The sequence below is a fragment of the Candidatus Paceibacterota bacterium genome, assembly GCA_035530615.1.
Classification (GTDB): domain Bacteria; phylum Actinomycetota; class Actinomycetes; order Nanopelagicales; family Nanopelagicaceae; genus QYPT01.
This window is the reverse complement of sequence record DATKUL010000002.1, coordinates 245,733-271,066: the sequence shown is the minus strand read 5'-3', so window position 1 is coordinate 271,066 and position 25,334 is coordinate 245,733. Positions and strand designations below refer to the sequence as shown.

General features: G+C 49.8%; 23 protein-coding genes. 5 read left to right on the top strand and 18 right to left on the bottom strand.

Annotation, left to right across the window (positions count from 1 at the left end; genetic code table 11):
* Positions 1–35 precede the first annotated feature (35 nt).
* The 3 genes from VMW30_04350 to thyX form a co-directional block, all read right to left on the bottom strand.
* The gene (locus tag VMW30_04350; GenBank protein HUW87590.1) at positions 36–1,718 is read right to left on the bottom strand and encodes a ribonuclease J; all 1,683 of its coding nucleotides are present in this window, start codon (positions 1,716–1,718) and stop codon (positions 36–38) included.
* The gene (gene dapA / locus VMW30_04345; protein ID HUW87589.1) at positions 1,715–2,608 is read right to left on the bottom strand and encodes a 4-hydroxy-tetrahydrodipicolinate synthase; all 894 of its coding nucleotides are present in this window, start codon (positions 2,606–2,608) and stop codon (positions 1,715–1,717) included. The genes VMW30_04350 and dapA overlap by 4 nt, the downstream gene beginning before the upstream one ends.
* A 78-nt stretch (positions 2,609–2,686) precedes the next feature.
* Positions 2,687–3,433, bottom strand: coding sequence for an FAD-dependent thymidylate synthase (gene thyX / locus VMW30_04340; protein ID HUW87588.1), 747 nt, complete (start codon positions 3,431–3,433; stop codon positions 2,687–2,689).
* Positions 3,434–3,493: 60 nt separating this feature from the next.
* Between thyX and VMW30_04335 the strand changes: the two genes are divergently transcribed.
* The 3 genes from VMW30_04335 (at position 3,494) to VMW30_04325 (ending at position 5,347) form a co-directional block, all read left to right on the top strand.
* Positions 3,494–4,159 carry an AzlC family ABC transporter permease gene (locus VMW30_04335; GenBank protein HUW87587.1) on the top strand — a complete coding sequence of 222 codons (666 nt, stop codon included), beginning with the start codon at positions 3,494–3,496 and terminating at the stop codon, positions 4,157–4,159.
* Positions 4,156–4,464 (top strand): AzlD domain-containing protein, encoded by a 309-nt coding sequence (locus tag VMW30_04330; GenBank protein HUW87586.1) that lies wholly within the window; start codon positions 4,156–4,158, stop codon positions 4,462–4,464. Before VMW30_04335 ends, VMW30_04330 begins: the two co-directional genes overlap by 4 nt.
* A gap of 223 nt (positions 4,465–4,687) precedes the next feature.
* Positions 4,688–5,347, top strand: coding sequence for a LuxR C-terminal-related transcriptional regulator (locus VMW30_04325; protein HUW87585.1), 660 nt, complete (start codon positions 4,688–4,690; stop codon positions 5,345–5,347).
* Between the two features lie 15 nt (positions 5,348–5,362).
* Here the strand turns inward: VMW30_04325 and VMW30_04320 are convergent, their stop codons facing one another.
* The 11 genes from VMW30_04320 to VMW30_04270 all read right to left on the bottom strand — a co-directional run bounded on the left by VMW30_04320 (position 5,363) and on the right by VMW30_04270 (position 17,206).
* Positions 5,363–6,280 carry a dihydrodipicolinate synthase family protein gene (locus tag VMW30_04320; GenBank protein ID HUW87584.1) on the bottom strand — a complete coding sequence of 306 codons (918 nt, stop codon included), beginning with the start codon at positions 6,278–6,280 and terminating at the stop codon, positions 5,363–5,365.
* A 16-nt stretch (positions 6,281–6,296) separates the two neighbouring features.
* Positions 6,297–7,343, bottom strand: coding sequence for a DUF4432 family protein (locus VMW30_04315; GenBank protein HUW87583.1), 1,047 nt, complete (start codon positions 7,341–7,343; stop codon positions 6,297–6,299).
* A 21-nt stretch (positions 7,344–7,364) separates the two neighbouring features.
* Positions 7,365–8,195 (bottom strand): SDR family oxidoreductase, encoded by an 831-nt coding sequence (locus tag VMW30_04310; GenBank protein ID HUW87582.1) that lies wholly within the window; start codon positions 8,193–8,195, stop codon positions 7,365–7,367.
* Positions 8,196–8,212: 17 nt separating this feature from the next.
* Entirely contained in the window at positions 8,213–9,181 is a 969-nt protein-coding gene (locus tag VMW30_04305) for an oligopeptide/dipeptide ABC transporter ATP-binding protein (protein HUW87581.1), read from the bottom strand.
* Positions 9,182–10,171, bottom strand: a complete 990-nt coding sequence (locus VMW30_04300; GenBank protein HUW87580.1) for an ABC transporter ATP-binding protein — start codon at positions 10,169–10,171, stop codon at positions 9,182–9,184. It lies immediately after the preceding gene.
* Positions 10,168–10,980 (bottom strand): ABC transporter permease, encoded by an 813-nt coding sequence (locus tag VMW30_04295; protein ID HUW87579.1) that lies wholly within the window; start codon positions 10,978–10,980, stop codon positions 10,168–10,170. Before VMW30_04295 ends, VMW30_04300 begins: the two co-directional genes overlap by 4 nt.
* Positions 10,970–11,941: an ABC transporter permease gene (locus VMW30_04290; protein HUW87578.1), complete on the bottom strand. Its 972-nt coding sequence runs from the start codon at positions 11,939–11,941 to the stop codon at positions 10,970–10,972. Before VMW30_04290 ends, VMW30_04295 begins: the two co-directional genes overlap by 11 nt.
* 69 nt (positions 11,942–12,010) lie before the next feature.
* Positions 12,011–13,540: an ABC transporter substrate-binding protein gene (locus tag VMW30_04285; GenBank protein HUW87577.1), complete on the bottom strand. Its 1,530-nt coding sequence runs from the start codon at positions 13,538–13,540 to the stop codon at positions 12,011–12,013.
* Between the two features lie 149 nt (positions 13,541–13,689).
* Positions 13,690–14,475 (bottom strand): IclR family transcriptional regulator, encoded by a 786-nt coding sequence (locus VMW30_04280; protein ID HUW87576.1) that lies wholly within the window; start codon positions 14,473–14,475, stop codon positions 13,690–13,692.
* Positions 14,476–14,563: 88 nt separating this feature from the next.
* Complete coding sequence (locus VMW30_04275) at positions 14,564–15,778, bottom strand: MFS transporter (protein ID HUW87575.1); 1,215 nt, start codon at positions 15,776–15,778, stop codon at positions 14,564–14,566.
* A gap of 36 nt (positions 15,779–15,814) precedes the next feature.
* A complete protein-coding gene (locus tag VMW30_04270) occupies positions 15,815–17,206 on the bottom strand; it encodes a neutral/alkaline non-lysosomal ceramidase N-terminal domain-containing protein (GenBank protein HUW87574.1) in 1,392 nt (463 codons plus the stop codon).
* 259 nt (positions 17,207–17,465) lie between these two features.
* On the opposite strand from VMW30_04270, the gene VMW30_04265 reads away from it, so the two are divergent.
* Together VMW30_04265 and VMW30_04260 are read left to right on the top strand one after the other, a co-directional pair.
* On the top strand, positions 17,466–18,509 hold the full coding sequence (locus VMW30_04265; GenBank protein ID HUW87573.1) for a succinylglutamate desuccinylase/aspartoacylase family protein: 1,044 nt from the start codon (positions 17,466–17,468) through the stop codon (positions 18,507–18,509).
* 2 nt (positions 18,510–18,511) lie between these two features.
* Entirely contained in the window at positions 18,512–19,546 is a 1,035-nt protein-coding gene (locus tag VMW30_04260) for a succinylglutamate desuccinylase/aspartoacylase family protein (protein HUW87572.1), read from the top strand.
* Positions 19,547–19,550: 4 nt separating this feature from the next.
* On the opposite strand, the gene VMW30_04255 is transcribed toward VMW30_04260, so the two are convergent.
* The 4 genes from VMW30_04255 to VMW30_04240 all read right to left on the bottom strand — a co-directional run bounded on the left by VMW30_04255 (position 19,551) and on the right by VMW30_04240 (position 25,144).
* Positions 19,551–20,966 carry a hypothetical protein gene (locus tag VMW30_04255; protein ID HUW87571.1) on the bottom strand — a complete coding sequence of 472 codons (1,416 nt, stop codon included), beginning with the start codon at positions 20,964–20,966 and terminating at the stop codon, positions 19,551–19,553.
* Positions 20,967–20,986: 20 nt separating this feature from the next.
* On the bottom strand, positions 20,987–22,381 hold the full coding sequence (locus VMW30_04250) for a neutral/alkaline non-lysosomal ceramidase N-terminal domain-containing protein (protein ID HUW87570.1): 1,395 nt from the start codon (positions 22,379–22,381) through the stop codon (positions 20,987–20,989).
* A 2-nt stretch (positions 22,382–22,383) separates the two neighbouring features.
* A complete protein-coding gene (locus tag VMW30_04245) occupies positions 22,384–23,808 on the bottom strand; it encodes a neutral/alkaline non-lysosomal ceramidase N-terminal domain-containing protein (protein ID HUW87569.1) in 1,425 nt (474 codons plus the stop codon).
* A gap of 103 nt (positions 23,809–23,911) precedes the next feature.
* Complete coding sequence (locus VMW30_04240) at positions 23,912–25,144, bottom strand: MFS transporter (GenBank protein ID HUW87568.1); 1,233 nt, start codon at positions 25,142–25,144, stop codon at positions 23,912–23,914.
* Between the last annotated feature and the right edge of the window lie 190 nt (positions 25,145–25,334).

The window sequence follows — 25,334 nt, the reverse complement described above, 5'->3', positions numbered from 1 at the left end:
AAAATCAATGCTCTTAGGCGCGCCGTAATTGAGCGCTATACCTCAATAACCAACGGAAGAATCATGGGACGGCGGCGATGTTCGCCGCCAACCCAAGCACCAACTGTTTTTCGCACAACTTGCGAAAGTTGATGGGTTCCGTTAATGCCATCTGCCACTGCCAGAGCCAGAGCCTTTTCAATTCGTAATTTCACTTCGTTTAGCAACGCTTGATCTTCGGCAAATCCGCGTGCGTGAATATCTGGACCTGCCACAATTTTTCCGCTCTGGGAGTCAACTACTACGACTACAGAAATGAATCCTTCCTCCCCTAGTATCCGTCGATCTTTAAGCGACGATTCTGTAATGTCACCAATACTCTGGCCATCTACGTATACAAACCCGACCGGTACGCTTCCAGCAATTGATACTTCGTGGTCAATAAGGTCAACGACTATGCCATTTTCAACAATGATTGTGTTATCACGTGGCACGCCAGATTGAATCGCCAATTCAGCATTGGCGGTGAGATGTCGCCACTCGCCATGAACTGGCATAACGTATTTGGGTTTGACTACGTTGTAGCAATAAAGAAGTTCGCCAGCAGCAGCATGTCCCGATACGTGGACAAGAGCATTACCTTTATGTACGACTTTTGCACCAAAGCGCGTGAGTTCGTTTATTACCCGATAAACGGGATTCTCATTGCCCGGAATGAGAGATGATGCAAGAACAACTGTGTCGCCCTCGCCAACGCGAATTGAGTGATCCCCGTTTGCCATCCGCGACAGTGCTGCCAATGGTTCGCCTTGAGAACCAGTACAAATAAGCACAACATTATCGCCATAACTATCAATATCTCTAGCATCGATAACTAAATTATCTGGGATCGTCAGGTATCCCATATCTTTAGATATCTTCATATTACGCACCATAGATCTGCCGACGAACGCCACCTTTCGCTCGTGAGCAAGCGCGGTATCAATAATCTGCTGAACGCGATGCACGTGAGATGCAAACGAAGCAACGATTACTCTCCGCCTGGTAGCCCTAAATACCCGATCTAGAGCGGGCATAATCTCTCTTTCGGAGGGTGTAAACCCAGGAACATCTGCATTTGTTGAGTCAACGAGAAAGAGATCCACTCCCCTCTCGCCTAGAGCGGCAAAAGCTCGAAGATCGGTAATACGTCCATCAAGTGGGAGTTGGTCCATCTTAAAATCACCGGTGTGGAGAACAGATCCGGCAGGCGTGTGAATGGCAACTGCGAGCGCATCTGGAATCGAGTGATTAACTGCAACAAACTCAACCGTGAACGGCCCGATATCTTCACTCATGCCCGCCGAAACTTCGCGCGTTAACGGCGTAATCCGGTGCTCTTTCAATTTAGCACTCACAAAAGCTAGCGTCAGCGCCGAGCCATAAATAGCGATGTCAGCGCGTTCACGCAATAGATATGGGACTGCGCCAATGTGGTCCTCATGTCCGTGCGTGAGAACTATGCCGATGACGTCGCTGAGTCGATCGCGGATATACGAAAAGTCAGGAAGGATCAAATCAATTCCTGGTTGCGTTTCCTCTGGGAACAACACGCCGACGTCAACTATGAGCAACTTGCCAGCGGTTTCAAAAACAGTCATGTTCCGGCCAATTTCACCGAGTCCGCCGAGAGCCACAATGCGCAATCCACCTGCCGCCAATGTGGCGGGAAGGCCTAAGCCGGGATGAGGATGTGTCATTGAGTAAGAGTTACTCCGCCCGCGAGAAGATCATCACGCAACTGTGAAATCTGCGCAGGCGTGGCATCTACTAGTGGCAGCCGAGTGTGACCGCCGGGCATCCCCATCAAATTTAACGCTGCCTTGGTCAAGATGGCGCCTTGGGTTCGAAATGTTCCGGTGAAGACTGGCAAAATCTTCTGGTGAATCTCCAGAGCGCGTGCAGAATTGCCGGCAAACCAGGCATCGAGCATTTCTCGGAGTTGCGCTCCGACCGTGTGTCCGCAAACAGATACGAACCCCACGGCTCCGACGGAAAGAAGTGGAAGGTTCAAAATATCATCGCCAGAATAGACGGGAATTCCACTTCTTTTGATAACCCACGACGTAGATGCAACATCACCCTTTGCATCTTTAAGAGCGACGATCTTTGGATGTTCGGCAAGGCGCACGATGGTGTCCGATTCGATCGCCATTCCGGTCCGTCCTGGAATGTCGTAGAGCATGACGGGCAAGTCAGTCGAATCTGCAATTGCCCGAAAATGCGCTTCGATGCCCGCTTGCGGGGGCTTGTTGTAATAAGGGGTGACAACCAACAGCGCGTGCGCCCCAGCCTGCTGTGCCCGTAATGCCTGCTCAACCGAGTGTGTTGTCTCGTTATTGCCCGCACCGGCAATCACCTTTACCTTCGAACCAACCGCTTCAAGCACAACTCGGATGATCTGGTCTTTCTCATCGTCGCTGGTAGTAGGGGCTTCTCCGGTTGTCCCGTTGACAACAATGGCATCGTGGCCGGTGGCTGCTAAATGAGTGGCCAGCGTCGAGACGCCATCCCAATCGATCGACAAATCCTTCTTGAAGGGGGTCACCATGGCCGTTGCCAGTCGCCCAAATGGCGCCAAGATTGTCATGTGCTTAGGCTACTACGGGTTAGAGGTCGCTCCCCTACAATTTTTGGATTCAAATGAAAGATCCAAGAAAGCGGCTAGTTAAGGAGCGATGCGGCCCGATTTTTCAAATGCTCCGTGAGTTAGAGGCATTAGTTCGGCAAAAATATCTTCCATTTTCTCCGCTACCATCTCGATTTCTCGCTGCGGATAGCTCGGAAAGTGAGAACCTTCTCTAGAAGTGCGCAGTGACAAGAAATTCATCAAGGCCCTTGCATTCATGGTGACATACATCGAGGAGTAAAGGCCAACCGGGAGAACCGCGCGAGCCACTTCACGTGCGACACCGGCCTCCAACATTCTCTGGTATCGCTCATACGAGTAAACGTAGCTTTCTTTCATTGCCTCTAGCGTTATTTTGTATTGCTCGGCCGTCCCATCAACAAAAGAGTATGAGCCCGTTTTGCCTATCTGGATGAGTTTTCTTTCTGGAGCTGGCACGTAGAAAACAGGGCGAAGTTCGCGGTAACGCCCACTCTCCTCATTGTAGGAAGCAATACGATGGCGCATAAATTCACGAAAAACGAAAATTGGAGCAGATATAAAAAAGGTCATAGAGGTGTGCTCAAAAGGCGAGCCGTGTCGCTCGCGGGCGAGGTAGTTGATCAAACCTGCCGAGCGAGAAGGATCCTTACTTACCTCCTCTAGCGATTGTTCGCCGGCGGTAGAAACTCGCGCCGCCCAAATGACATCGGCATCGCTGGCACTTGACTTCACCAACTCCACAGACATGTCACTTCTGAAGGTAGGCGTGTGTGATTCGATCGGGTTCGCAGGGTCTTCGGACATGTTGCGACCCTATCCAGCCTTTGGTACACAACATCGGATTGATACGGCAGAATGCCAGTCGTGTCTGCCACTACCAAATCCACGCTCCGCGATTCTTTCAGTGTTTCCCTAACCGTAGGCATGTATGGCATAGCCTTCGGCGCGGCCAGTGTGGCGGCTGGATTTTCGGTTCTGCAAAGTTGCCTCCTCTCCCTGCTTACATTCTCTGGCGCTTCTCAATTTGCAGTCATCGGAGTCATCGGTTCGGGCGGAAGTGCTCTGAGCGGGATTGCGACCGCCTCTCTCCTTGGCTTTCGAAACGGACTGTACGGAGCTCGAATGGCTCCGATCCTCAAAGTAATAGGTATAAAACGTCTGCTTGCCGCCCACGTCACCATAGATGAGTCGACGGGCGTCGCACTGATGCAGGAATCACGCGGAGAAGATGCGATGCGCTTGGGATTCTGGGCCACCGGTTGGGGCGTGTTTCTCTTTTGGAATCTCTTCACCCTGGCCGGAGCACTAGGAGCACAAGCCATGGGGAATCCAGCAGCTTGGGGGTTGGATGCAGCCGTCCCGGCCGCGTTCTTGGGGTTGGTCTGGCCACGACTCGACTCCCACAGAACCCGCCTCCTTGCGCTTTGCGCGATAGCGCTCGCCATTTCCCTAACACCATTGCTACCGGCTGGTCTTCCCATCATTGCCACCGCCTTTCTCGCCCTCGCCTTTGGATTGACCCAAAAATGAGCGCGACATGGTGGGGGGTGCTGGGCACGAGCGCCATCGCCTTGATACTTAAATATCTGGGACATTCCGTTCCTGAGAAATATTTGGCTCATCCCACGGTTCAAAGGGTCAATCTCCTCATTCCAGTAGCACTCTTGAGCGCCCTGGTTGCAATTCAGACATTCACCGAGGAATATCGGCTACTGATCGATCATCGTTCTGCCGGAGTAGGGGTGGCCGTAATTGCACTCCTGTTGCGCGCGCCATTTCCGATTGTCGTCATTTCATCAGCTCTCACATCCGCACTTTTATTCCATTTTATATAGTGCTCCTATAGCGTTTAATTGGCGCCGATACTTCGCCCAGATTGGGTGTGATCTCAGAAAACCGGGAAATCTTCTCTGAAATGATGCAAAAATGTGACAAATGACCAGTCACTTGCCCGTATATGTGGAAGCTTTCTGGGAAAGAGGGATACCTTGACGGGGCTTCTTCTCATCGATTCTCACGATCGGACGGTACATGCAACGGCAAGAAGGCGTGTTGCGTATGTTGTCGTGGCTCTCTTTTACGCCCAACCTTGAAACCGTTGCTCGGGCACTAGTTCTCGACTATTTCTCTACCTATCAAGCAACTCAATCAACCATTTGGCATCTCGATAAAGGCGATGTCTTAACGTGCTTGGCCGAATTTGGGGGAAATGAGTCGCTCGTTGGAAAGTCCTCACCTGGGCATGAATGGCGCACGATGCATAAAGCGGATCGACTCGCCGATCAACCACCATTGAAGAAATCGGCCACGTGGTCAGACATGAATCAGTTGGCAGTCATCAATCTTTATGCTCAGAATCTACTCATCGGATTTATCACTATTCGCTTCTCAAAACCAGTCGACGATACCGTGGCGATTGATGCAGATATTGAAAATATTTCGGCAGCAATTTCTCTCTATATCGCACTGCGCTTTCTTGATGGCCTTGAAAGTGGGCCGTCCTCGCGTGCACATCAGAACGGGCATTCAGAATTGACTCCTCGGCAGCACGAGGTGCTTACCGGTATCACCCGGAAGAAAACCAACAACATGATCGCGAAAGAGTTGGGCTACAGCGTGAGCACAATTCGACATGAGACCATGCGAATTTTTGAAGCTCTCGGAGTCTCGGATCGCATCGAAGCAGCCGCGTATGCCACTAAGAACGGAATAATCTAGAATTTGAAGGGTCGGTCAAGCGTTCGAGAAAACGCGTGACCGCAAAACCGCAAAGAGCCGGTCAACATTTGCCGTCGTTTGATCGTCCATCCGATATCCAACAGGCTCACGAACTTGTGCACTTGTGAAGATCCCTTGTTTTACCAGGAGATACTTTTCAATGGCCAGATATGCATCCAGTGAATGCTCAAGGCTGATGAGATTTGCTAACGGACCGCTAATAAGGTCGATTTGATTCCAATCCCCCTCCTTGAGGGCTTTCCATAGAGCGACAAGTGCCCACGTTAGATCTGCACCAGGCATGGTCCCGACTAATCCCCGCGGGAAGGTATCAATCAACGCTCCTCCGCCAGAACCCTCGAAGACTCGAGCTCGTCCCTGTGTCGCTTCCATAAAGACCGTAAGTCGTGGCCCGATTGGCACGGCTTCTGGCTTGAAATAAACCCGAGTTCCGTAGTCTTCTAGGAGTTTTACTTGTAATTCAAGAGAGAGAGGTCGGCCGATATAGCCCGAGGCATCCTGGACGATCATCGGAATTTCTGTCGCATCAAGAATGGATCCGTAATATGCATAAAGGTCCTCATCGCCTAATAAGGTAGTCAAAGGCGGATTGACCATGACGGCATCGGCATTGCAAGTTTCCGCGTGTTTTGAGTAGTGAATGGATTGCTTCAGAGACTCGCTTCCCGCACTTAGAACTGTTAAGGCGTGATGTGCGTTCGTTACTTCGCTGACCATTTCGTGGAGAGACATTCTCTCATTCGGTGAAAGGCGAAGAATTTCAGTCACCATTCCCGTGGTGACTCCATCAGCACCTTGCTCAAGTACCCATTTTACTTCACGCTGCAGCGTCTTCTTATCAATTTCGTCCTGCGCGTTAAATGGGGTTTGAAGAACAGGAAGTACACCGTGTACCTCTTTGAAGGAGCTCATCTCGTCTACCTATCTCTCATTGCGATGGACTTGTTTGTAGTGTGAAGGAAACCCAAGTTTGCCTGCTTTCATATGGACCAAGTTGAAGCGCTGTGCCATTCGCGATTGCGTCAGTCAAAGAAATGACGGGGGATGAAAATGGTTCAATAGTTATGAGTCGTTCTTTTCCCCACAACGGCCACTCTTTTATCCCCCCAAGTACCATCCACACCCAGCAGTAGGGGAAAGTCTTTACGTCCCAACCAACTTTTATGTCGGTCGAAAGGAAAGGGTTTCTAAAAAGCACGGATGCGTCCTTCATCGGTCCGAGAATCAGGTGACCATCAGTGCCGTCGTCTGCACCAAAGATACTTACGTCCACTTCTTCCCCGGCACTATTAAACGCGGATGGCCATTTCGATTCTGTCTCGGGTTTAAATCGATATGTGGGTCCAGGGTAATTCGGCACTTCAACTCTTTCCCCTGGATTCACGACAATTTCCATACCTGGATCAATGAAGGGGCCACCCAGTACAAGGTGTTGGCCCCATTGGAATTCAAGTGATTCGCCGCTCAAATTTTCCGCTGATTCGTCAAGACGAAGTTCGCCTCCGATAAGCGTCATAACGCGGATCAGTCGCATAGGGAAACGTCGCAGATTGACCGAGAATTCCACCGAGATAGATTCTGGAGTGTCGATTAAAATGCGATAATCCCATGAAAGAAGTGCTACTTCCCCGTGAGCGCCGATCGGAGCCCCTTTATAGGAAACGGGATATTGCGCCACGGGAAGTACCTCTTGCCACCCACCACTGAAGTGATCCAGAAAATTCCCGATGGACGCGTCAATTGACTGCACCGCCGGACGGAAGCGAACAATGTCTTCATGACCATGCCAAAGAAGGTCTAAATCCAATTTCTTTGAACGCAATTCAAGAATCTCAGCACCTCGAGTAAGACTTACTTTCAAATGAATCTCGGGAGATGACATCTCCACAATTTCGTGACCCTCCCAGAGAGCCAGACGGCCATAATGCCCCCTAGCGCGTCGGGTGAATGGGTCTCGTGGCCCCTGAAATGTCATGAAATTTTCTTCAATCGCCGGTTAACTATTCGGCAAGCCGGTTTTAGGATCGAGGTTATAGCGCTTCGCCAATTCGCTATCAATCGCAGGAACGCCTAACGCAGAAGTCCAGCCACCCTCAACCGCGATACTTTGCCCAGATACATAAGATGCGCGGGACGAGAGCAAGAATGCAACCACCTCGGCAATCTCACTTGGTTGACCAATCCGCTTCAAAGGCGTCAACACTTCAAGTGACTGACGACGAGCAACTGGGTCAGGTGCATCAACAAAACTCTGTTCTAAAGCCGGCGTCATGATTGCACCGGGAGCGACCGCATTTGCCCGAATGCCAAATGGGCCATAGGCAACAGCGACGTTCCGAGTTAGTGCATCAATCGCACCTTTTGTCATTTCGTATACGGCATGATCTGGCCATGCGCGTCGCCCATGTACTGAAGAAATATTCACTATCGCGCCAGCAACTTTTCTAGTCGTAAATGAAGCAACAGCTTCAGCGCAACCCCAGAACGAACCCACTTGGTTTGCGTTAATGAGTTCGTCCAAGACCGCGGGATCATTTGGAAATGCGTGCATTGGGGCGCCCCGGGTCCAACCCGCGCAGTTCACCCAAGCAATTAGATTACCTTTGGTCTCCGCCATCTTCCTTGCAGCTTCATGGGTCGAGCGCTTACCGACATCGCCAAGAACCGAATATGTCGTATGCCCTGCTTCAGCGATTTCCTGTTCAACTCTCGGAAGCGTCTTCTCGTTCAAATCAACAAGAATTACTGTGTAGTCCTGGGCAAGTCGATGTGCTATTGCACGTCCTATTCCGGATGCCGCTCCGGTGACGACTGCTACATCAGCCATGATGCAACTCCCCTTCCCTATCGATGTTCTACTGGTGAATGGCAGAGCCATGAGTGAGTCTCTGAACCTTGAGTGATCTGCAATGGTACGGACTTACAATCTTCGCGCCCTAGACCAACCGAGCAGCGAGATCTGTACAGACAAGCATCGTTCACACCGGGACTTGGCAATGACTGCACTTGTTCGCGACTTCGCTTGGTCGCCGAAGGAGTCGCCAATGGGACAGAAGAAAGTAGACCGACCGTGTAATGGTGCCGAGATTTGCTAAAGACATCATCTCGATTTCCGCGTTCGACAATGCGACCGCGGAACATGACGGCAATCTCATCGGCCATATAGTGTGCGACACCAAGATCATGCGTAATAAACAAATAAGTCAATCCACGCTCTTCTTGAATTCGACGAAGCAAATTCAGTACCTGTGCGCGCACAGATACATCTAGCGCAGATACAGCTTCATCTAGAACCACAACTTTCGGATCCAGTGCGAGTGCTCGAGCAATGGCAACACGTTGGCATTGGCCACCGGAAAGCTCGTGAGGTCTACGGCGTAAGTGCTCCTTCTCCAATCCAACGGATTGTAGAAGTTCGATTACCTGCCCCCTCCTAGACTCTTTATCGCCAATTCCAAAGGCAATAAGTGGGGCAGAAATAATTCGTTCAACCGAGTGCCGGCGATTCAGTTGGCTGAAAGGATCCTGCTGAACAACTTGAATCTCTCGACGAAGGAGTCGTAATTCTTCATGTTTAAGAGAGCCAAGTGTCTTGCCCAAGATTTCAATGGAACCAGAGTTTGGAGTGTCGAGTCCTAGAAGTATGCGCGCGGCGGTCGTCTTGCCACTACCCGATTCCCCCACCAATGCGAGTGTGTGACCCTCATTCAAGTCGAAGGAGACATTATCAAGGGCGTGAACGACACCAGTCTTTCCTTTAAAGGTACGACTCACATTGGTAACCGTGGCGACAGAAGTCATAAGCGAGCTCATCTAATGCACCATTCCAACGTGGAATAATTCGTCGGCCCTGAAACAAGCCGCAAGCCTGTCCTGCACTGAAATAAGAGGTGGCACTCCCTCTCGACATTGAGGTTGAATGTGCTCGCAGCGGGGCGAAAATACACATCCTTCCGGTCGGTTATCCGGTCGAGGCGGTTGACCAGCGATCGAATTAATTGGCTTGGTCACATCAATTGTGTAATCACATCGAGAGTCAAGAAGTGCCTTTGTGTAAGGATGCACGGGGTTGGAGAAGATCTGATTTACTGACCCTCTCTCCACTAATTTGCCTGCATACATGACCATGATTTCATCACTAAATTGAGCGGCTACCCCTAAATCATGAGTAATCAGAAGCACGGACAAACCACGCTCGGCAGCCAACTTATCAATCAGAGTAAGAACCCGATCTTGTGTGGTTACATCAAGGGCAGTAGTCGCTTCATCTGCAATGAGCACTTTGGGCTCGCCGCTGAGAGCAATAGCAATAACGACACGTTGCAGCATTCCACCTGACATTTCAAATGGATACGAATCAATCCTGCGATCTGGCTCTGGGATACCCACACTGGCTAAGTGTTCGATCGCCAATTTACGCGCCTGTGCGCGATTCACGTCCGAGTGAAGTCGAATACTCTCGATGATCTGAGCGCCAATACGCATGATCGGATTGAGCGCCGACATCGGGTCCTGATAGATCATTGAGATGTCATTGCCTCGCATATGGCGAAATTCCTTCATACTCATTCCAAGAATTTCTTTATCTCCTAGATAGATTTCGCCCTTATCAACGCGAACTGGATCCTTTATCAACCGCATCAAGGAATATGCCGTCAGAGATTTTCCGCTGCCTGACTCACCTACAAGACCAACTTTAGTACCGGCAGGAATATCAAATGAGACATCGTCTACGACCGTGACGCGGCCCTTGGAAGAAGGGACCGAGAGCGAAAGATTCTTTACGATCAGTGCATTCTTCATATGGAGGACCGCCTAGAATCCATCGTCACTCTGATCCGTTCTCCATACGCGTTAAAGGCCAAAATTGTAATTGTGACTGCCATTGCGGGAAAGAATACGAACCAATAGGTGTTCCAGATCTTGGCGTACCCCTGAAGCATGAGCGTCCCCCACGAAGCATTGGGCGGCTGAATACCTAAACCGATAAAACTCAGTGTTGCTTCCAACATAACCGCTGCCGCGGCATTAATACTTAGTTGAACGAGAAGTTGCGGGGCAATATTTGGCATTACTTCAGAGACGATCAATCGAGATCGCTTCGTCCCACTCGCGATTGCAGCTACAACGTAGTCTGATGAAAGCTCGGTAACTACTGCGCTTCTCGCCATTCTTGCCGTAGTTGGAGAAAGCAAAATACCAACAACTATAGGGAGCGAAATGACGCTCGCCCCAACAGCTGAGATACACACAAGAGCAAAGAGAATCTGCGGTATTGCCATTGTGGCATCGGCAGTTCTCATTAAGAATTCGTCCACCCATCCACGACGAACTCCTGCGGTCAGTCCCCACAGTGTGCCGATTATCAGCGCAATGAACGTTGCCATCATGGCGATCAGGATTGTGATACGTCCGCCGTAGAGAATTCGTGAAAGGAGGTCGCGGCCTAGGTCATCAGCACCAAACCAATGCTTCCCCGTAGGGCCCGAAAAAGGATCGGCAACACCAATCGCATTTGGATCATAAGGAGAAAGAATGGGTGCAGCCAGACAAATCCCCAAAATGAGAAGAATAAGAAATCCGGAGAAGGAGAATCGGTTCTTAAACTTCACTCTTCTGCTCCTTGGCCAAACGTAGTCGTGGATCCACAATTCCGCAGAGAACATCGAAGAGGAAAGTGGTCAAGATGAAGAACGAAATAATTGTCAAAGCCACACCTTGGATCACCACGTAATCTCGCTTAAATGAACTCTCAATGGCCAGCGATCCAATGCCAGGCAGTCCAAACATATATTCGATAACTACTACTCCACTAAGGGTGTACCCAACAATCAGGCCGAGCATGGTCAGAGTAGGAACCAAAGAGTTTGGAAGAATATGGCGGAAGAGAATGCGAGCGTTTGAGAGCCCTTTACCCTCTGCAGTTCGCACAAACGGCGACTGCTTTATCTCCAACATGGATGCTCGTAAGTAGCGCACCAAGTACGGCGTCGCAGTTAATCCCCCAGTGATAGAGGGGAGAATCATCAACTTTAAATTTTCTACAACACCTTCTGACATGGGTACATACCCTCGTGACGGAAGCCATTGAAGTTGAAGTGAGAAGATTAAAATGAAAATAATTCCGATGACAAAGCCGGGAACCGACAAGCCAAGTGACGTAAAATATCCAATAACACGATCAATAATGGAGCCTGGCTTCAATGTCGAAAGCGGTGCCAAAATTAGAGAAAGAACCACCGCGATTACGATTATGAAGAAGGTAAGTTCGAGTGTAACTGGGATTCTTTCTGCAACTAGTCGAGTCACCGGAAATTGCGAGAAGTAAGAGACACCTAAGTCGCCATGCAATGCATGGTTAATCCAAGAGAACAGCTGCACGAGGAGTGGGCGGTTGAGGCCCGCCTCCTCGCGCAGCGCCTTAAGGGCCGCAGGAGTTACTTGTGTGGCGGCACCAAGCTTTGCGAGCACGGGATCGCCAGGGAGTATTCGAATCGACATGAAGACCATCACCACACTCATCGCCAAAACAATGAGGCTCGATGTTGCACGTCGAATCAAAAACTTGCCCATATAACTCCTTCATCCTCTCTTTATAATATTCCAGTAGATTTTTTTGAAATCGACTGAAGTGGTATTTCGCTACTTGATTGAAACGCCTTCCAGGTGAATCTGTCCACCGGACTCAACCCAGGCACCCTTAACGCTCGCGCGTGCTGCGTGCAGTACGTCGAAAACGAATGGGGTGATGAGTGGAAGTTCGGCGTTCTCAAGCTTCAAAGCAGCACACCATGCCGCCTTGCGCTTACCCGCATCAAGCGTTCCGATTGCCTTGGTGTAGAGAGCGTCATACTTCGTGCTCTCCCAGTTATCTTCTGCACGTCCTGTTAAGAGGAAGTTCATAGAGAATGCTGGTTCGCCAGGAACTGACTGGTAGTTGGGAAGCAACAGGCCGGGATAGGTCTTTCCGGCTGGATAGAATTTGGCTGCCCAAGTTCCTACCTCATTGTTCTCAATCTTCATGTCGATACCGATTGATTTGAGTGATGCCTGAAGAACTTGACCCATTGCATCGAATTCCGGTAGCGCTCCCGCAACTCCCCACCACGTGAATGATGAGACACCTGCATCAGCAAAGAGTTGCTTCGCCTTGGCAAGATCGTAATTGTAGGAAATCAAGCCACCTGCAGTGCCACAGTTCCATGCACTCTTGTCTGGGACAATCGTGTTGAATTTAGAAACTGCACCGAAGCCGTAGTAAGCAGACTTCAAGATCGCTGCGCGATCAGTTGCATAAGCAATAGCTTGACGTACGCGGATGTCGTTAAATGGAGCTGACTTCATGTCATATTCCCATGTGACAGAAACGCTTGAAACCTTGGCCTTAACCAATTGAAGGTTCTTGTCCTTCTGGAGTGGGGCTGCGTCTGCTAGTGGAAGTTGATACAACACATCGATGTCGCCAGAGCGAAGTGAAGTGACCGCTGCGGTTGGGTCAGATGCCTTTACAAACTTGACCGAAGCCATTTTCGCAGCATTACCGTAGTAGTTGGGGTTACGAACGATAACAAGTGAAACGTTAGGGCTAAATGACTTGACCTTGTATGGACCAGAGGTAGCCGGATTAACATTGAATTTAGCAACCTGGCTAACCTTGATCATTTTGATCCATGCAATTGCTTCTGGGAACAGAGCGTTCGGAGAACTGAGATCAAAAATAACATTCTGCCCTTTAGCAGTTACCTTCGTGATCATCTTGATCTTGTTTGCTTCTTGGGTGACTGTTGTTGGTTTCTTTGCGTAATCAAATACGGCCTTTACGGCCTTAGCGTCAAGGGCGCTTCCGTCCGAGAACTTAACCCCCTTGCGGATGGTAAATGTCCATTGGGTTGCCTTGGTATTTGCCTTCCATGAAGATGCAAGGTCTGGACCAACGGTGCCATTTGGCTTCCATTGAGATAGACCTGACCACAGGAGCGGGAAGAGTGACTCTTCGAATGCGAAGGTACGGATAATCGGGTTGAGCTGAGGAAGTCCTTGCGTGGAGCCCACGACAAGAGTCGTCTTCGCTGCCGCAGCAGGTCCGACAGTAGAAGTGACAGAAAGAATCATGCCTGCTGCCATAGCAGCAGTAAGCAACTTCTTCTTCACACTGGTTTGTGACTGAAGCATCTATATCCCTCCAGAACTATGCAAAGTGGCGAGTTGAAACTCAAAGCGAGTATCACCTCGGGGTGGTGGCTCAGTGAAAGCCATAGGAAAAACGTTGTCAATAGGAAAGTTAGGCTCTGCCGAACGCTGGTAGGAAGATTTCCGAAATACTATCGACGAAGTAGCGGGTTGCCACGAAGTTCTCTAGTAAGCGCTTCTGCCTGCTTGACTACCAATCCTCCATAGAAGGCTACGCGCTTCTGACGCGCGGGGGTCTTGATTCCTGTAGCACTTATAGCCCCCACGCAGTTGCCGGCGTGATCGAAGAACGCCGCCCCAATGCAGAAAACCCCTTCAACATCCTCTTCATCATCAATGGCATATTTGCGTTCGCGAATCTGATTTATATCTCGCATCAAGGATGCCATTGTCGTATGCGAGTGCCGCGTGCGAGCACCCAATCCTGTTTCCTCAATCACCGCGCTGATCTCATCATCACTGAGTTGCGCCAATATCGCCTTACCGGCGGAGGAGACGTGTGGAACTTCGCGTACGCCAAGCATGGTGTGAAATCTAATTGAACCTGGCGCATCCACGCGGGAGACGAAGACGGGACGCCCTCCATCGTTTATCGCGACACGGATCGTCATTCCTGTCTCTAGTGCCAATTGATGGATAAAACCCTGTGCAATTTCATCTATCGGTTGCGTTGCGCGAGATTGATCTCCCAACCGAACTAGCGCCATTCCAGGCAAATAACGTGGTCCTGGATCGCGCATACGGGCATAGCCTGCATCAACAAGGGTTCGAAGAAGTGCCAATGTTGAACTTTTTGATATTCCGATCGTTTTTGATAATTCGGTAAGCGAATAACCTTCCGCGGGTCCAAGTGTGATTACTTCAATGAGGTTGAGCGCACGCGCCACGCCTGCTACGCGATCCGAGGAATTGCTCAATGCTGCGCCCCCTGCACTTCAATCTTTCGATTTAGAAACTTCGTGATGGTAGCCCTTCCGAACAGTCTTCGGCAATTACGGGGTGTATTTAATCCGCAGCCGCCTGCCTTTCAAACTTACGCGTACGTAAGTAGATTAATGCACTTATCACAAAGGTGAGCGCTCCCCCACAAAAGATGGCTGTACGAACACTCGAAGCTTGCGCAAACCAACCAACGAGTGGACCACCGGTAGCAGCCCCAATGTAGAAAATAAAGAGATAGATCCCATAAATTCGACCGCGAAAATCCTCGGGCGAACTTGAGGTAACTAATGAATTTGACGTCACCATGAACGTGAGGTGAAAAATGCTTGCTATGCCAGCAAAAAACGCGTACAACCAGAACGAAGGCATAAAAGCAGAGACCATCCAGAAGATCGAGACGGCCACTCCACTGTTGAGCATGGTTGACAGTCGAGGAGAGTGGCCCGGTACCGACCACCTAGCAGCAATGGCGGCACCGACGATGCAGCCGAGAGAGACGGCAACACCTATATAGCCCAGGTAAGAAGCATTGAGTTTAAATATGTTTTTGACCATCAAGGACGAAGTGAGGGCGAATTGCATACCAAGTCCTACAAAAATGGCCGCCATAGCCATCGAGAGCACGAGCAACGGAGTCGTACGGAGATACCTGATGGCATCGATCAATTTACCTGGTTTGGATGCTCCAAAATTCTCCATCTCGATTTCATGAATGCGCAGGAATGGAAGAATACAAAAAAGTAGAAAGTAAACTAATCCAAGCGCAAACCAAGGAGCGCCATTATCGAAATGGGTAATAAGAAGTCCGGCCATTAAAGTCCCAAGCAACCGACCTATATTGTAAGTGACAGAATTTAGGCTCATCACATTTGAAAGATTCTCAGCCCTCACGACTTCCAGAGAGATTGCAGTTCGTACTGGACCTTCCATGGCGTTGACCGTGGCGAGTATCAGAGCAGTGAAACAGAGGAAGGAATATGTAAGTGCGCCTTTGTGATAAAGCACGAAGAGCGCAAATGAAAAGATTGCATCGAGCGCCGTAACCAGCATCAAAAAATTTCGCTTATTGAATCTATCGGCAATTGAGCCGCCAATAACTGAAACCAATATAAACGGTCCAAGTTGAAATGCCAGCATTCCACCCAGCGCCGCCGCACTGCCCGTGAGGTCAAGAACCAACCAATCCATAGTTACTTGGTTTGCCCAACCAGCAATACTCATAAGTGTGCTGTAAGTGAAAACCAAACGGTAATTGAAGAACTTAAACGAGGTGAACATACCCACCTTTTTTACTGCTTGCCCCGCATTTACCAATCAAGAGAGCGTCTTTCGTAGTTGACTTACGCTCGCGTCAAAAAGTGCGTCCATGACACCTTTGCCGAAGGGAGGTTGCCAAGCGGTGTAAAGATTGAGATCGTGCAACGGATCCGGCACCACGTAACCAATCGCTTCGTAATCAACGCATGTGATTGCGACGACCGCATAGTCAGGGAACATTTCCCGAATCTTCTGCTGCCAGATGGAATAGACCTCGCACTGGACGCCGACAAAGAGAATTTTGCCAACCCGCCATCCATAAATTCTTAGTTCAATTTCACCACCGTCCTTTACTAATTTTGCGATGGACTTCTTCCTAAAAATTCTTTCGCGAGCAAAAGAATCAGTAGTCTTGCTCAACTCGGTATCCAATTCCTCAACGCTAGGCCACTTCTTAGTGGGAAGCCCCACCGGATCAGCAGTTATCACGATGTCCTCTGACACGGTGTACGGCTTCGGCTCCCAGTACGCCAGCGGAGCCCCAGATTCAACTGCACGGTCGAAAGCGAACTTATTTCCTGCTGAGTTCATGCTAAAGAGCGCACTGAGTGCCGCGAAGCCTAATTGAGCGCCATGACTATCGGCGACATTGGTATCGGCGACGTACTGAAAAGCTGGCGCCAAATCACCAGAGGCTCCCTGCAAAAACAGACAGGGGGCGCCGTCATATTCAGCCTCCACGACCTCTCGCATGGCTCCAACGTAATCAGGAGAAACCAGTTTGTTATCCCACCCCAGAGATGTTGGATGACATGCGTAATTGACAATAGTTCCAATGACTTTTCCGTCGAGAATGCGAGTCACGCGTCCCACCAATACTCTTTCTTCGGCTGTTACATCCGGATTAAATCCGGTGAGAAAGCGTGATGGGTCATGAGGATCCGGAAAATCTCGGTTGCTAGCAAGGGTGCAGTTCCCGTCAGTAAAAGTTATGATCGCGCTATCACGTTTTGCTAAGGCTTCCTTGCACACCTCAACCATTGTGTGGGCCATCTCCTGCAAATAACTCTCAATGAGATCGCCTCCCGGCAAGTGCGATCGGCTGCGTGCGAACCACGGCGAGGCGTGTGTGTGCGAACACGCCAGCATCAGATGAGAATCTTCAATCTCTAAAGCACGTATTATTTCTTTGCGCAACCAGAGCGCTTCCCTACCGTCAAGATCTCCAAGTGACGCTGCGTCCACGGTCATGAGAATTGCAGGTGAATCAGCAGGATCGGCTTGGATCGACATCACGGTGACATAAAGCGGCTTATGGGTGCCCTCAGATTTGTCGTGATTTGATGCCCCCCACATGCGCCCATATATTCCCACTGGTGGAGTGATATCGCGTCGTGAAATTCCAATCAATGCCTGGCCTTCAAATGGGATAACTTCTGGTGACAACATATGTAGTGACCTGAACCCTTTCATCTTCAAAATGATTCACATTTCCGATTGTGTAAATCTATGGCGCGTAATTAGAAAAATGAAATTCTTACGGAGGGAATCTTACTTCCTGGAATTGATTGATCTATGAAACGAAACAACATCTGCTTGAGTATCTTGTACTGGAATCCGATGCTGGAACAAATAGTTGTTCCCGCGCGCCAAAATATTAAGAAAAGTTATCCTTCCGTTTTGAAGGACTCACATCTAAACTGCCTGCATGAGTGGCACCGTCTCTTGTTCATTTGATCTAGATTCGCCAGGAAAAGATGCTGGCTATCTCCTCATCGGCAACTCGACCAATAGCAGTGGTTGGGCAACTCACCAAGTTCCCATTATTAAGATCGCAAATGGAGTGGGACCGACGATGCTTGTACTTGGTGGCAATCACGGCGATGAGTACGAGGGTCAAATTACGGCATCTTCTCTTTCGCGCGCGCTTAACGTGAGTCAGGTTCGCGGGCGAATCATCATCATTCCTTGTCTCTCCCAAGAGGCATCGCGTGCCGGAAATAGACTTTGGCCAAACGGAGACAACTTCAACCGGTCTTTCCCTGGGAAAGAAGATGGCGCACTCAATGAGAAATTGGCCCACTACATCAGCACCGAACTTTTCCCGATATGCGATGGCGTTCTTGATATGCACAGTGGCGGTCGAAGCATGTACTTCATCCCAAGCTCAAACATGGTCTGGGTAAGCAATCTCGAACTTCGCAAAGAAATGATCAAAAATATGCTCGCTTGGAATACCGAGGTTCATATGATCGGCGCCGAGCAACCTGGGACAAACCCTTATTCGCTGCTGCCGGGTGAGGCGGTACGACAGGGCATATCAGTCTCGACAGGCGAGTTTGGAGGCAGTGGTTACACAACTCCCGCCACAGTGAAAAACATCAAGACAGGGCTTACAAATTTCCTACGTACTTTCGGAGTACTCGAAGGCAAGCCTGTCACTCGCGAGGATTTGGGACTTGCTCCTGCATTAATCCTTGACGGGCGCAGCCCAAAGGGATTTGTGCTTGCAAGCAAGGCTGGAATCTATGAAAACTGTGTCCCTTTGAGATCAGATATCCAAGCGGGAGAGATTGTCGGGAAGATTCACGATTTTGATCACCCGGATGTCGATCCTGTGGAGTTGTATGCCAACATATCTGGTGTTATAAATCTCATCCGCGGTTTCCCACCGGTGACAACCGGAGATGTCGTCTGCGTCGTGACACCAAAATTCTCCTCGCTGGAGGAAATGGAAAGGGTGGCGGGCTAAAAATGAGCGGAACTGTCGCCCCATCCTTTGATCTCAACGCGGATGGCAAAAATAAGGGGTATCTCGTCATTGGGGACTCGACCAACGCGAGCGGTTGGGCGAATTTCCATGTTCCGATCATCAAAATTAAGAATGGGGAAGGTCCAACGGTTCTCGTACTCGCGGGAAATCACGGCGATGAGTATGAAGGGCAGTTTGCCGCTGCCGAACTCGCTCGTGAATTAATGCCAGAACAGATTCGGGGCCGAGTGATCATCATCCCCTGTCTATCGCAGGCTGCATCAAAGGCCGGAACTCGCCATTGGCCTTCAGGTGTGAATTTCAATCGCTCATTTCCAGGAGATGAAAATGGCGCAGTAAGTGACAAACTCGCTCACTTCATTTCAACCGAACTCTTTCCGATGTCAGACTCCGTCATGGACATGCATAGCGGTGGGCGAGGAATGTATTTCATTCCATGCTCACACATGGTCTGGTCCAGCAACAAGGCGCAGCGCGCAAAAATGATTTCAAGCATGATCGCGTGGAACACCAGTCATCACTTGATTTTCCCTGAGCAGCCAGGGACAAATCCGGCTTCACTACTTCCAGGCGATGCCGAACGGCAAGGAAAGAATATTTATACAACCGAACTTGGTGGCGCCGGTGTTGCAACATTCGAAACAACGAAGATTGCCAAGGACGGACTCAGAAATGCCCTGGCACACTCCGGAGTTCTATTAGCCCCTTCAAAAACTCGTGAAGAACTTGGACTCTCTGCTCCCGTGTTTCTGGATATGCGTGGTTCACGATCATATGTCCACGCAATGGATTCCGGGGTCTATGAGAATCTCATTCCCCTCGGCGAAGCCGTTGAAGAAGGCTCACCGGTTGGACTCATTCACAATATGGATCACCCATCTGCTCCTGCCATCGAGGTCCTCGCACCGCAATCCGGTGTAGTCGGAGTGATGCGAGGTTTCCCACGCGTTGTTATTGGTGATTTAGTAGCAGTCATCGGAAAGGCATACGGATCCATCGACGAGTTACCAGAGTGAGAGGTTAACTCTCGTTAGTTTTCAAAAAAGTCGAAATGGATTTATCCAGGAACTCAACCATTTCTTCGAAAGACCCTGGAGCCAAAATCGTCTGCCAGGATTGGTAGGCGTTTCGGGCATAAGCGCTACGAGTCGGGATATAGACATATCCGGGACCATTGGTCATATCCATGAACATAATGACACGTTCTGGGTGGCGACGACGCAATTCTTGCTGCATCTCAAAATATGCTTCTCCGCAATGCGCGACCATTACTGCATCGCCAATTTGCCAGAGCCATACAGGATGATTGACATGATCGTCATCCACGTAATTGAGACGAATTCCCAATTGCTTTTGAACTCTCATATTGACGATTCGCGGATTCACGTCATGCCAATTCACCCGCATTTGCTCTTCAGTTAAAAGTTTCTTGTGCTTCATCCGCACATTAACTCGTTCCCTCTTTACAATCGTCGATGGTTTTGCGGCTACAAACGTCCACTTTGCTAAATCAGCGCCTGAACGTACTAGTTCCGTGAGACGATATTCCGATGCCGGCGGAAACATTTTGGCGAGAGTCGCTAGAGTTGCATAGCCAAGAATTTCTCCATTGCGATCGGCGACGGCGGAATCGCCCACGTACTGCTCTCGCGGACCTAAGTTTCCGCAAGCGCCTTGGAGATAGAAGAATGGGGCTCCAGTCTTTGCCTCGACTACCTTCCGTGCTTGCCCGACAAAATCTGGCGAAATGAGATCACATTCCCATCCAAGCGTCGTGGGGTGGCATCCATAGTTTGCCAGTGTTGCCACTGATTTCCCTGCGATTGTCGTTACACAAGCAACAGTTAATGTGTCATCGGCAACAAGGTTTGGGTTGTAACCGACGAAGTCGGTCTCCCCTAATGGTAGATCTCGCACGTTAGCGAGATCGCATTTCCCGTACGCCCATGTAATATCTACCTCTTCAACTTTGGTCCGCGCCTCTTGGCAAATGGCGATAACAGAAGTAATAACGTTCTCAATAAACGCCGGGACCAACTCGGCTCCCTCGCGCGTCGCCTCGTGAATGCAAAATGGTGGACCCTTATGCGTCTGACTCAGATTAACGAGAAGATCATCTATTTCGATCCCCAGTTCATTTACCACTCGAGTTCTAAAGTTAATGACATCGCATTCATAGCAACCGATCCAGCCAATATCTAGAGTAACTAAGAAGAGTTCTCCTCCATCATTATGGAGCCCTTTAAGCACCATGACATTGGCCATCAAAGGATGATGAACTCCTGTTGATCGAGCACTTTCACTTTTACCCCATGGATTGGATTGGATCCCAACTGGGGGCGTGATGTCTCGCTGTGCGACACCACACAAGACTCGACTCAACGAGGGAACTACTCGATCGATTTCAGCCAGTTTGATCAATTCAACTGAAGACATGGCTATAGACATCTCATCCTCTAATTTTTGGGGAGTGACTTGATCGCCTTGTCGGTTGCGTCGATAATTAATTCGAGGGCTCCTGTGGCAAGTAGCGTTTGCCACGCTTGATAACGCACGCGCTCAAAGGCCTCTGGTGTTGGGATGTACATATATCCCGGCCCGTTTGTGCAATTGAGAACCGAGATAACCCGATCAGGATTTCGGCGACGTAGTTCAGTTTGGAATTGAGAGTAAGCCTCTCCCGGTTGACCCACAATGACGGCGTCTCCCCACATCCAGATCCACACTGGGTGTGTTGCGGCGCCATCAACAATGTATCCCGCACGTAACTTCATTGCGCGCCGAATTCTCGTCTCTCTTGCACCAGCGTCGATATCCTTCCAGCGCTCTTCCAGCTCTTCAATTGATGGCAATTTCTGAAGAGGCACGTCAACATCTATGCGGACAGTTTTGCTTGTACTCTGAGGATTGAAAGGCTCTTGAGTCCATTCACCTAATAGGGCACCCGATTCGACGGTGTTGGTAAAACGAATTCGCGTTGCAGATGGGAGCATTTTCTCAAGCACGGCGAGAGTCGCGAAGCCCAATATGCGACCATTCTTGTCCGCTAAATCGGTGTCCCCGCTAAAGCCATCACGTGGAGAGAGATCGCCAGAAGCTCCTTGCAGGAAAAGCATCGGCGCTTTCACTCGATCTTGAATGAGAAGACGTGCTTCTCCCACAAAGTCTGGTGAAACTTTGCTGTTTGCCCATGCAAGAGTCGTCGGATGGCACGCGTAATTCACAACAACACCTAGAACTTTCCCGGATTCGTCGCACACTCGACCAACGGTCAGAGTGTCGTCGGCTGGAACATCAGGGTTGTACGCCAGAACATCTTCGACTCCACACGGAAGGTCGCGATTTACTGCCAAATCACACTTTCCATACGCCCAGGTGATATTCGCTACGACGGCGTGATCGCGGGCTTCTTCACATGCTGCGACAATCTGTGAGATTGCCTTTGCATGATAGGCAGCGACAAATTCGCCACCTTCTTCATGAGCGACATCTGAAGCCGTAGTTGGTCCAGCATGAGTATGAGTGAGATGGAGCATCAGTTGATTCTCTTCGATGCTGAGTGCCTTGATTACTTCTCCTCGAACTGCCAAATCATCGGCTTTGCCCTGCCACCAACCCCAGTCGACCGTGACCAAGTAATTCACCGGTCCTGCTTCAGGGATCACCGCCATAGCCGTCGTAGTAATTGCGTTGTGAATGCCAGTGGCAACGTGACGCTTAGCCGCACCCCAACTCGCCGTGCGTATTCCAATTGGTGGGTTTATCTCCCGTTGAGCCACTCCGGCACGCATCCGCGTCGTTGGTGGTTCCCACAGGATATTTTCAGGGCGCAGGTCGGCTTTGCTACTCATGTCTATTTCTTCTCCCCTTTTTTCTTCCCGATGGATTCCTTGATGTATCTATCAACGTGACCAACAACTTCCTCTATGCATCCCGGAGCTAATAGCGTCTGCCATGCTTGATAGGCAGGTGCGACGTAGGCTGATCTGATCGGCAGATAGAAAAGGCCTGGATAGTTAGTCAAATTCATCACGAAGATAATTCGATCGGGGTTACGTTTGCGAAGTTCGATCTGAAGATATGAATAAGCCTCGCCAGGCTGAGCGACAAAAATTGCTTCGCCCCATTGCCAGACCCAAACAGGATGGGTGACCAATTGTCCTGATTCATAACCGAGGCGAAGCCGGGTGGCACGTTGGATGCGCTCTTCTAAAGCGTCTGAATCGATTCCAGCCCACTCCTCACGAAGTTCGTCAATGCTCTTCATTTCCTTCACTCGCACCGCAACGTCAAGGCGAGTCTCTTTCAGAGTTGAAGGTCCACGAGTCGGAAATTCACGCCAAACCCCTAGTAGGGCTCCGGATTCGACAATTCCTTGCCATCTCAATTCTCTAGCCGGTGACTGCATCGATGCCAGCGTTGCTAAAACCGAATGACCCAGATTAGTTCCATTCTTATCAGCCAGATGTGTGTCACCGCTGAACCCATCGCGCGGGGATAAGTCACCGGACGCACCTTGCAGAAAGAGCATGGGTGCTCCGGTTGCAAGTTGGACGATCTTGCGCGCTTCTCCAACATAGTCCGGAGAAATGGCGCGATTTTCCCACGCCAGAGTCGTTGGATGACAGGCGTAATTCACAATTGTTCCGATGGTCTTTCCGTTACGGTCAGCAATACGACCTACCGCTAGGGTGTCATCGGCTGGAATATCAGGATTGAAAGCGACTACTTCTTGCGATCCACAAGGAAGATCCCTATTCACAGCCAAGTCGCACTTCCCATAAGCCCACGTAATATCAACATCTTGGATATTCGCAGCAGCTTCCTTACATGCCTTAACAGTTCCGGCGACAATTTGCTCGATAAAGCCCGGCACAAGTTCGCTGCCATCTTTGCGCGCACGGTGAATGCATGGAAGCGGTGTTGAGTGAGAGTGGCTCGAGGAAAAGAGCAGATCACTCTGATCAATCGCCAATTCCGAAGCAATTCTCGCAAGAAGGTTCTCTCCACATTCAAGACATCCAAGTACGCAAAGATCAATACCGACGATGAACTTCTTTTGATCGTGTTCGTCTTCACGGGCTACAGCAGTGAGGAATAATCCATGGTGAACGGACTCTGACCGGGAATGCTTGCTTGCGCCCCACACGCCAGATTCAATTCCAATTGGAGGAGTGATATCCGCCTGTGCAATTCCCATGCGAAGTGCGCTCATGTCTTCGCGCCAAATAACTGTGCGTGGGGTCAAACTTGCATTGGGTGAATCAGTGGATGTCATTTTTCTGAAACCTTTCACGATTGTCCGCTATGGATGTTCCCGTGATTTCTCGTACTTAAGCACTGGGAAACCTCTGTGTCAATAAGAACGAGATAATGTCTCACTATGTAACTCGTGCTGCTTTCGTTTCGTTACTTCCAAATCTTTCTAGAACGTAAATTGCCATCACTGCCGCCATCACTGCACCAAACCCGATAGCGATCCGTGGAGAGAAGTTCTGGTTGATCCAACCCAAAATTGGTGCGCCAAGTGCGATTAGGGTCTGCCAAACAAAAATGTATATTCCCCATGCTCGACCATAAAAGCGAGGTGATGAATATGTGCGCAAACTTCCGTTTCCGGAAATATTTACTCCCATGGCGAAATACCCACAAAAAAAGAGAGCAACCGCGTATAGAACGAAATTTGGAGCCACACTGGCAATGAACCACGCTGCAGACATTTTCAATGCTGATATACCAACATTTCTGACCGTCGGAAGGGCCCTATTTCTAGCGAAAACCAAGGCTCCAACGATCGCTCCGAGAGCAAGTGAAGAACCGAGAACCCCAAAAGACGCAGCGCCACGCGCGAAAGTACCTTTAGCCATCATCGCCGAAGTAATCTGCATATCTTGTCCCCACATGGCAAGGAATGAAACTGCCAAAATCGACATATATAACTCTGGCTTTGTAAGCACATGGTTCACGCCTGATCGCAGCCTCGCGCCTTGGTCGTCCTCTCTGGCGTGCTGCTCTGTTTCATACAATTCTGGTTTTATGAGGACCAGCGAGCACAGCACGGCAATAAAGGTGACAGAATTAATAATGAAAGAAGGTCCGGTGCCGAAGCGTTCGATGAGCACACCTGACAACACGGGTCCAATGAGACGGCCAATATTGAGATTTGCGGAATTCAAGCTCAATGCATTTGGTAAATCCTTCTCTCCTACAAGAATTACGTAATAACTTTGCCGGATTGGACCATCAATTGCGTTTGTTGTGCCTAGTAAAAAAGCGGCGACGGTTACTACTATTACGTTCACCTTGCCGGTTATCACCAAAAGACCGAGCAGAAGAGAAATAAGGCTTCCAAAGAAGTTGCAGAGAATCAGAGCTTTCCTGCGATCAAATCGATCAGCGAGAGACCCGCCCGAGAGGCTAAAAAAGAATCCGGGTAGGAATTGTGCGCTGACAACTATGCCAAGTGCTTGCCCGCTATTTGTGAGTTCGAGGACCAACCAATCCTGTGCGATGCGGTGCACCCACGTTCCAATACTGGAAATTGATGACCCAATGAAAAAAATCCGATAATTGGGATGTTGCAACGAGGAGAGAATCATTTTCTTCTCATCCACCCCCAAAGTAGCCCCGTGCGAGAACTTGAAATATATTCTTACTTTGATTCGATGTAATGATTAGTTCGCTCTTCCACGCTCACGCGTTCGGGTAGAGCGAACATTTCGTTTTTTAACCATCACAACTCCGCTCCTCACGCTTGTTCGGATAAGAGTCAGGCGCGAACCCTCACCGCTCGGTCGATAGATT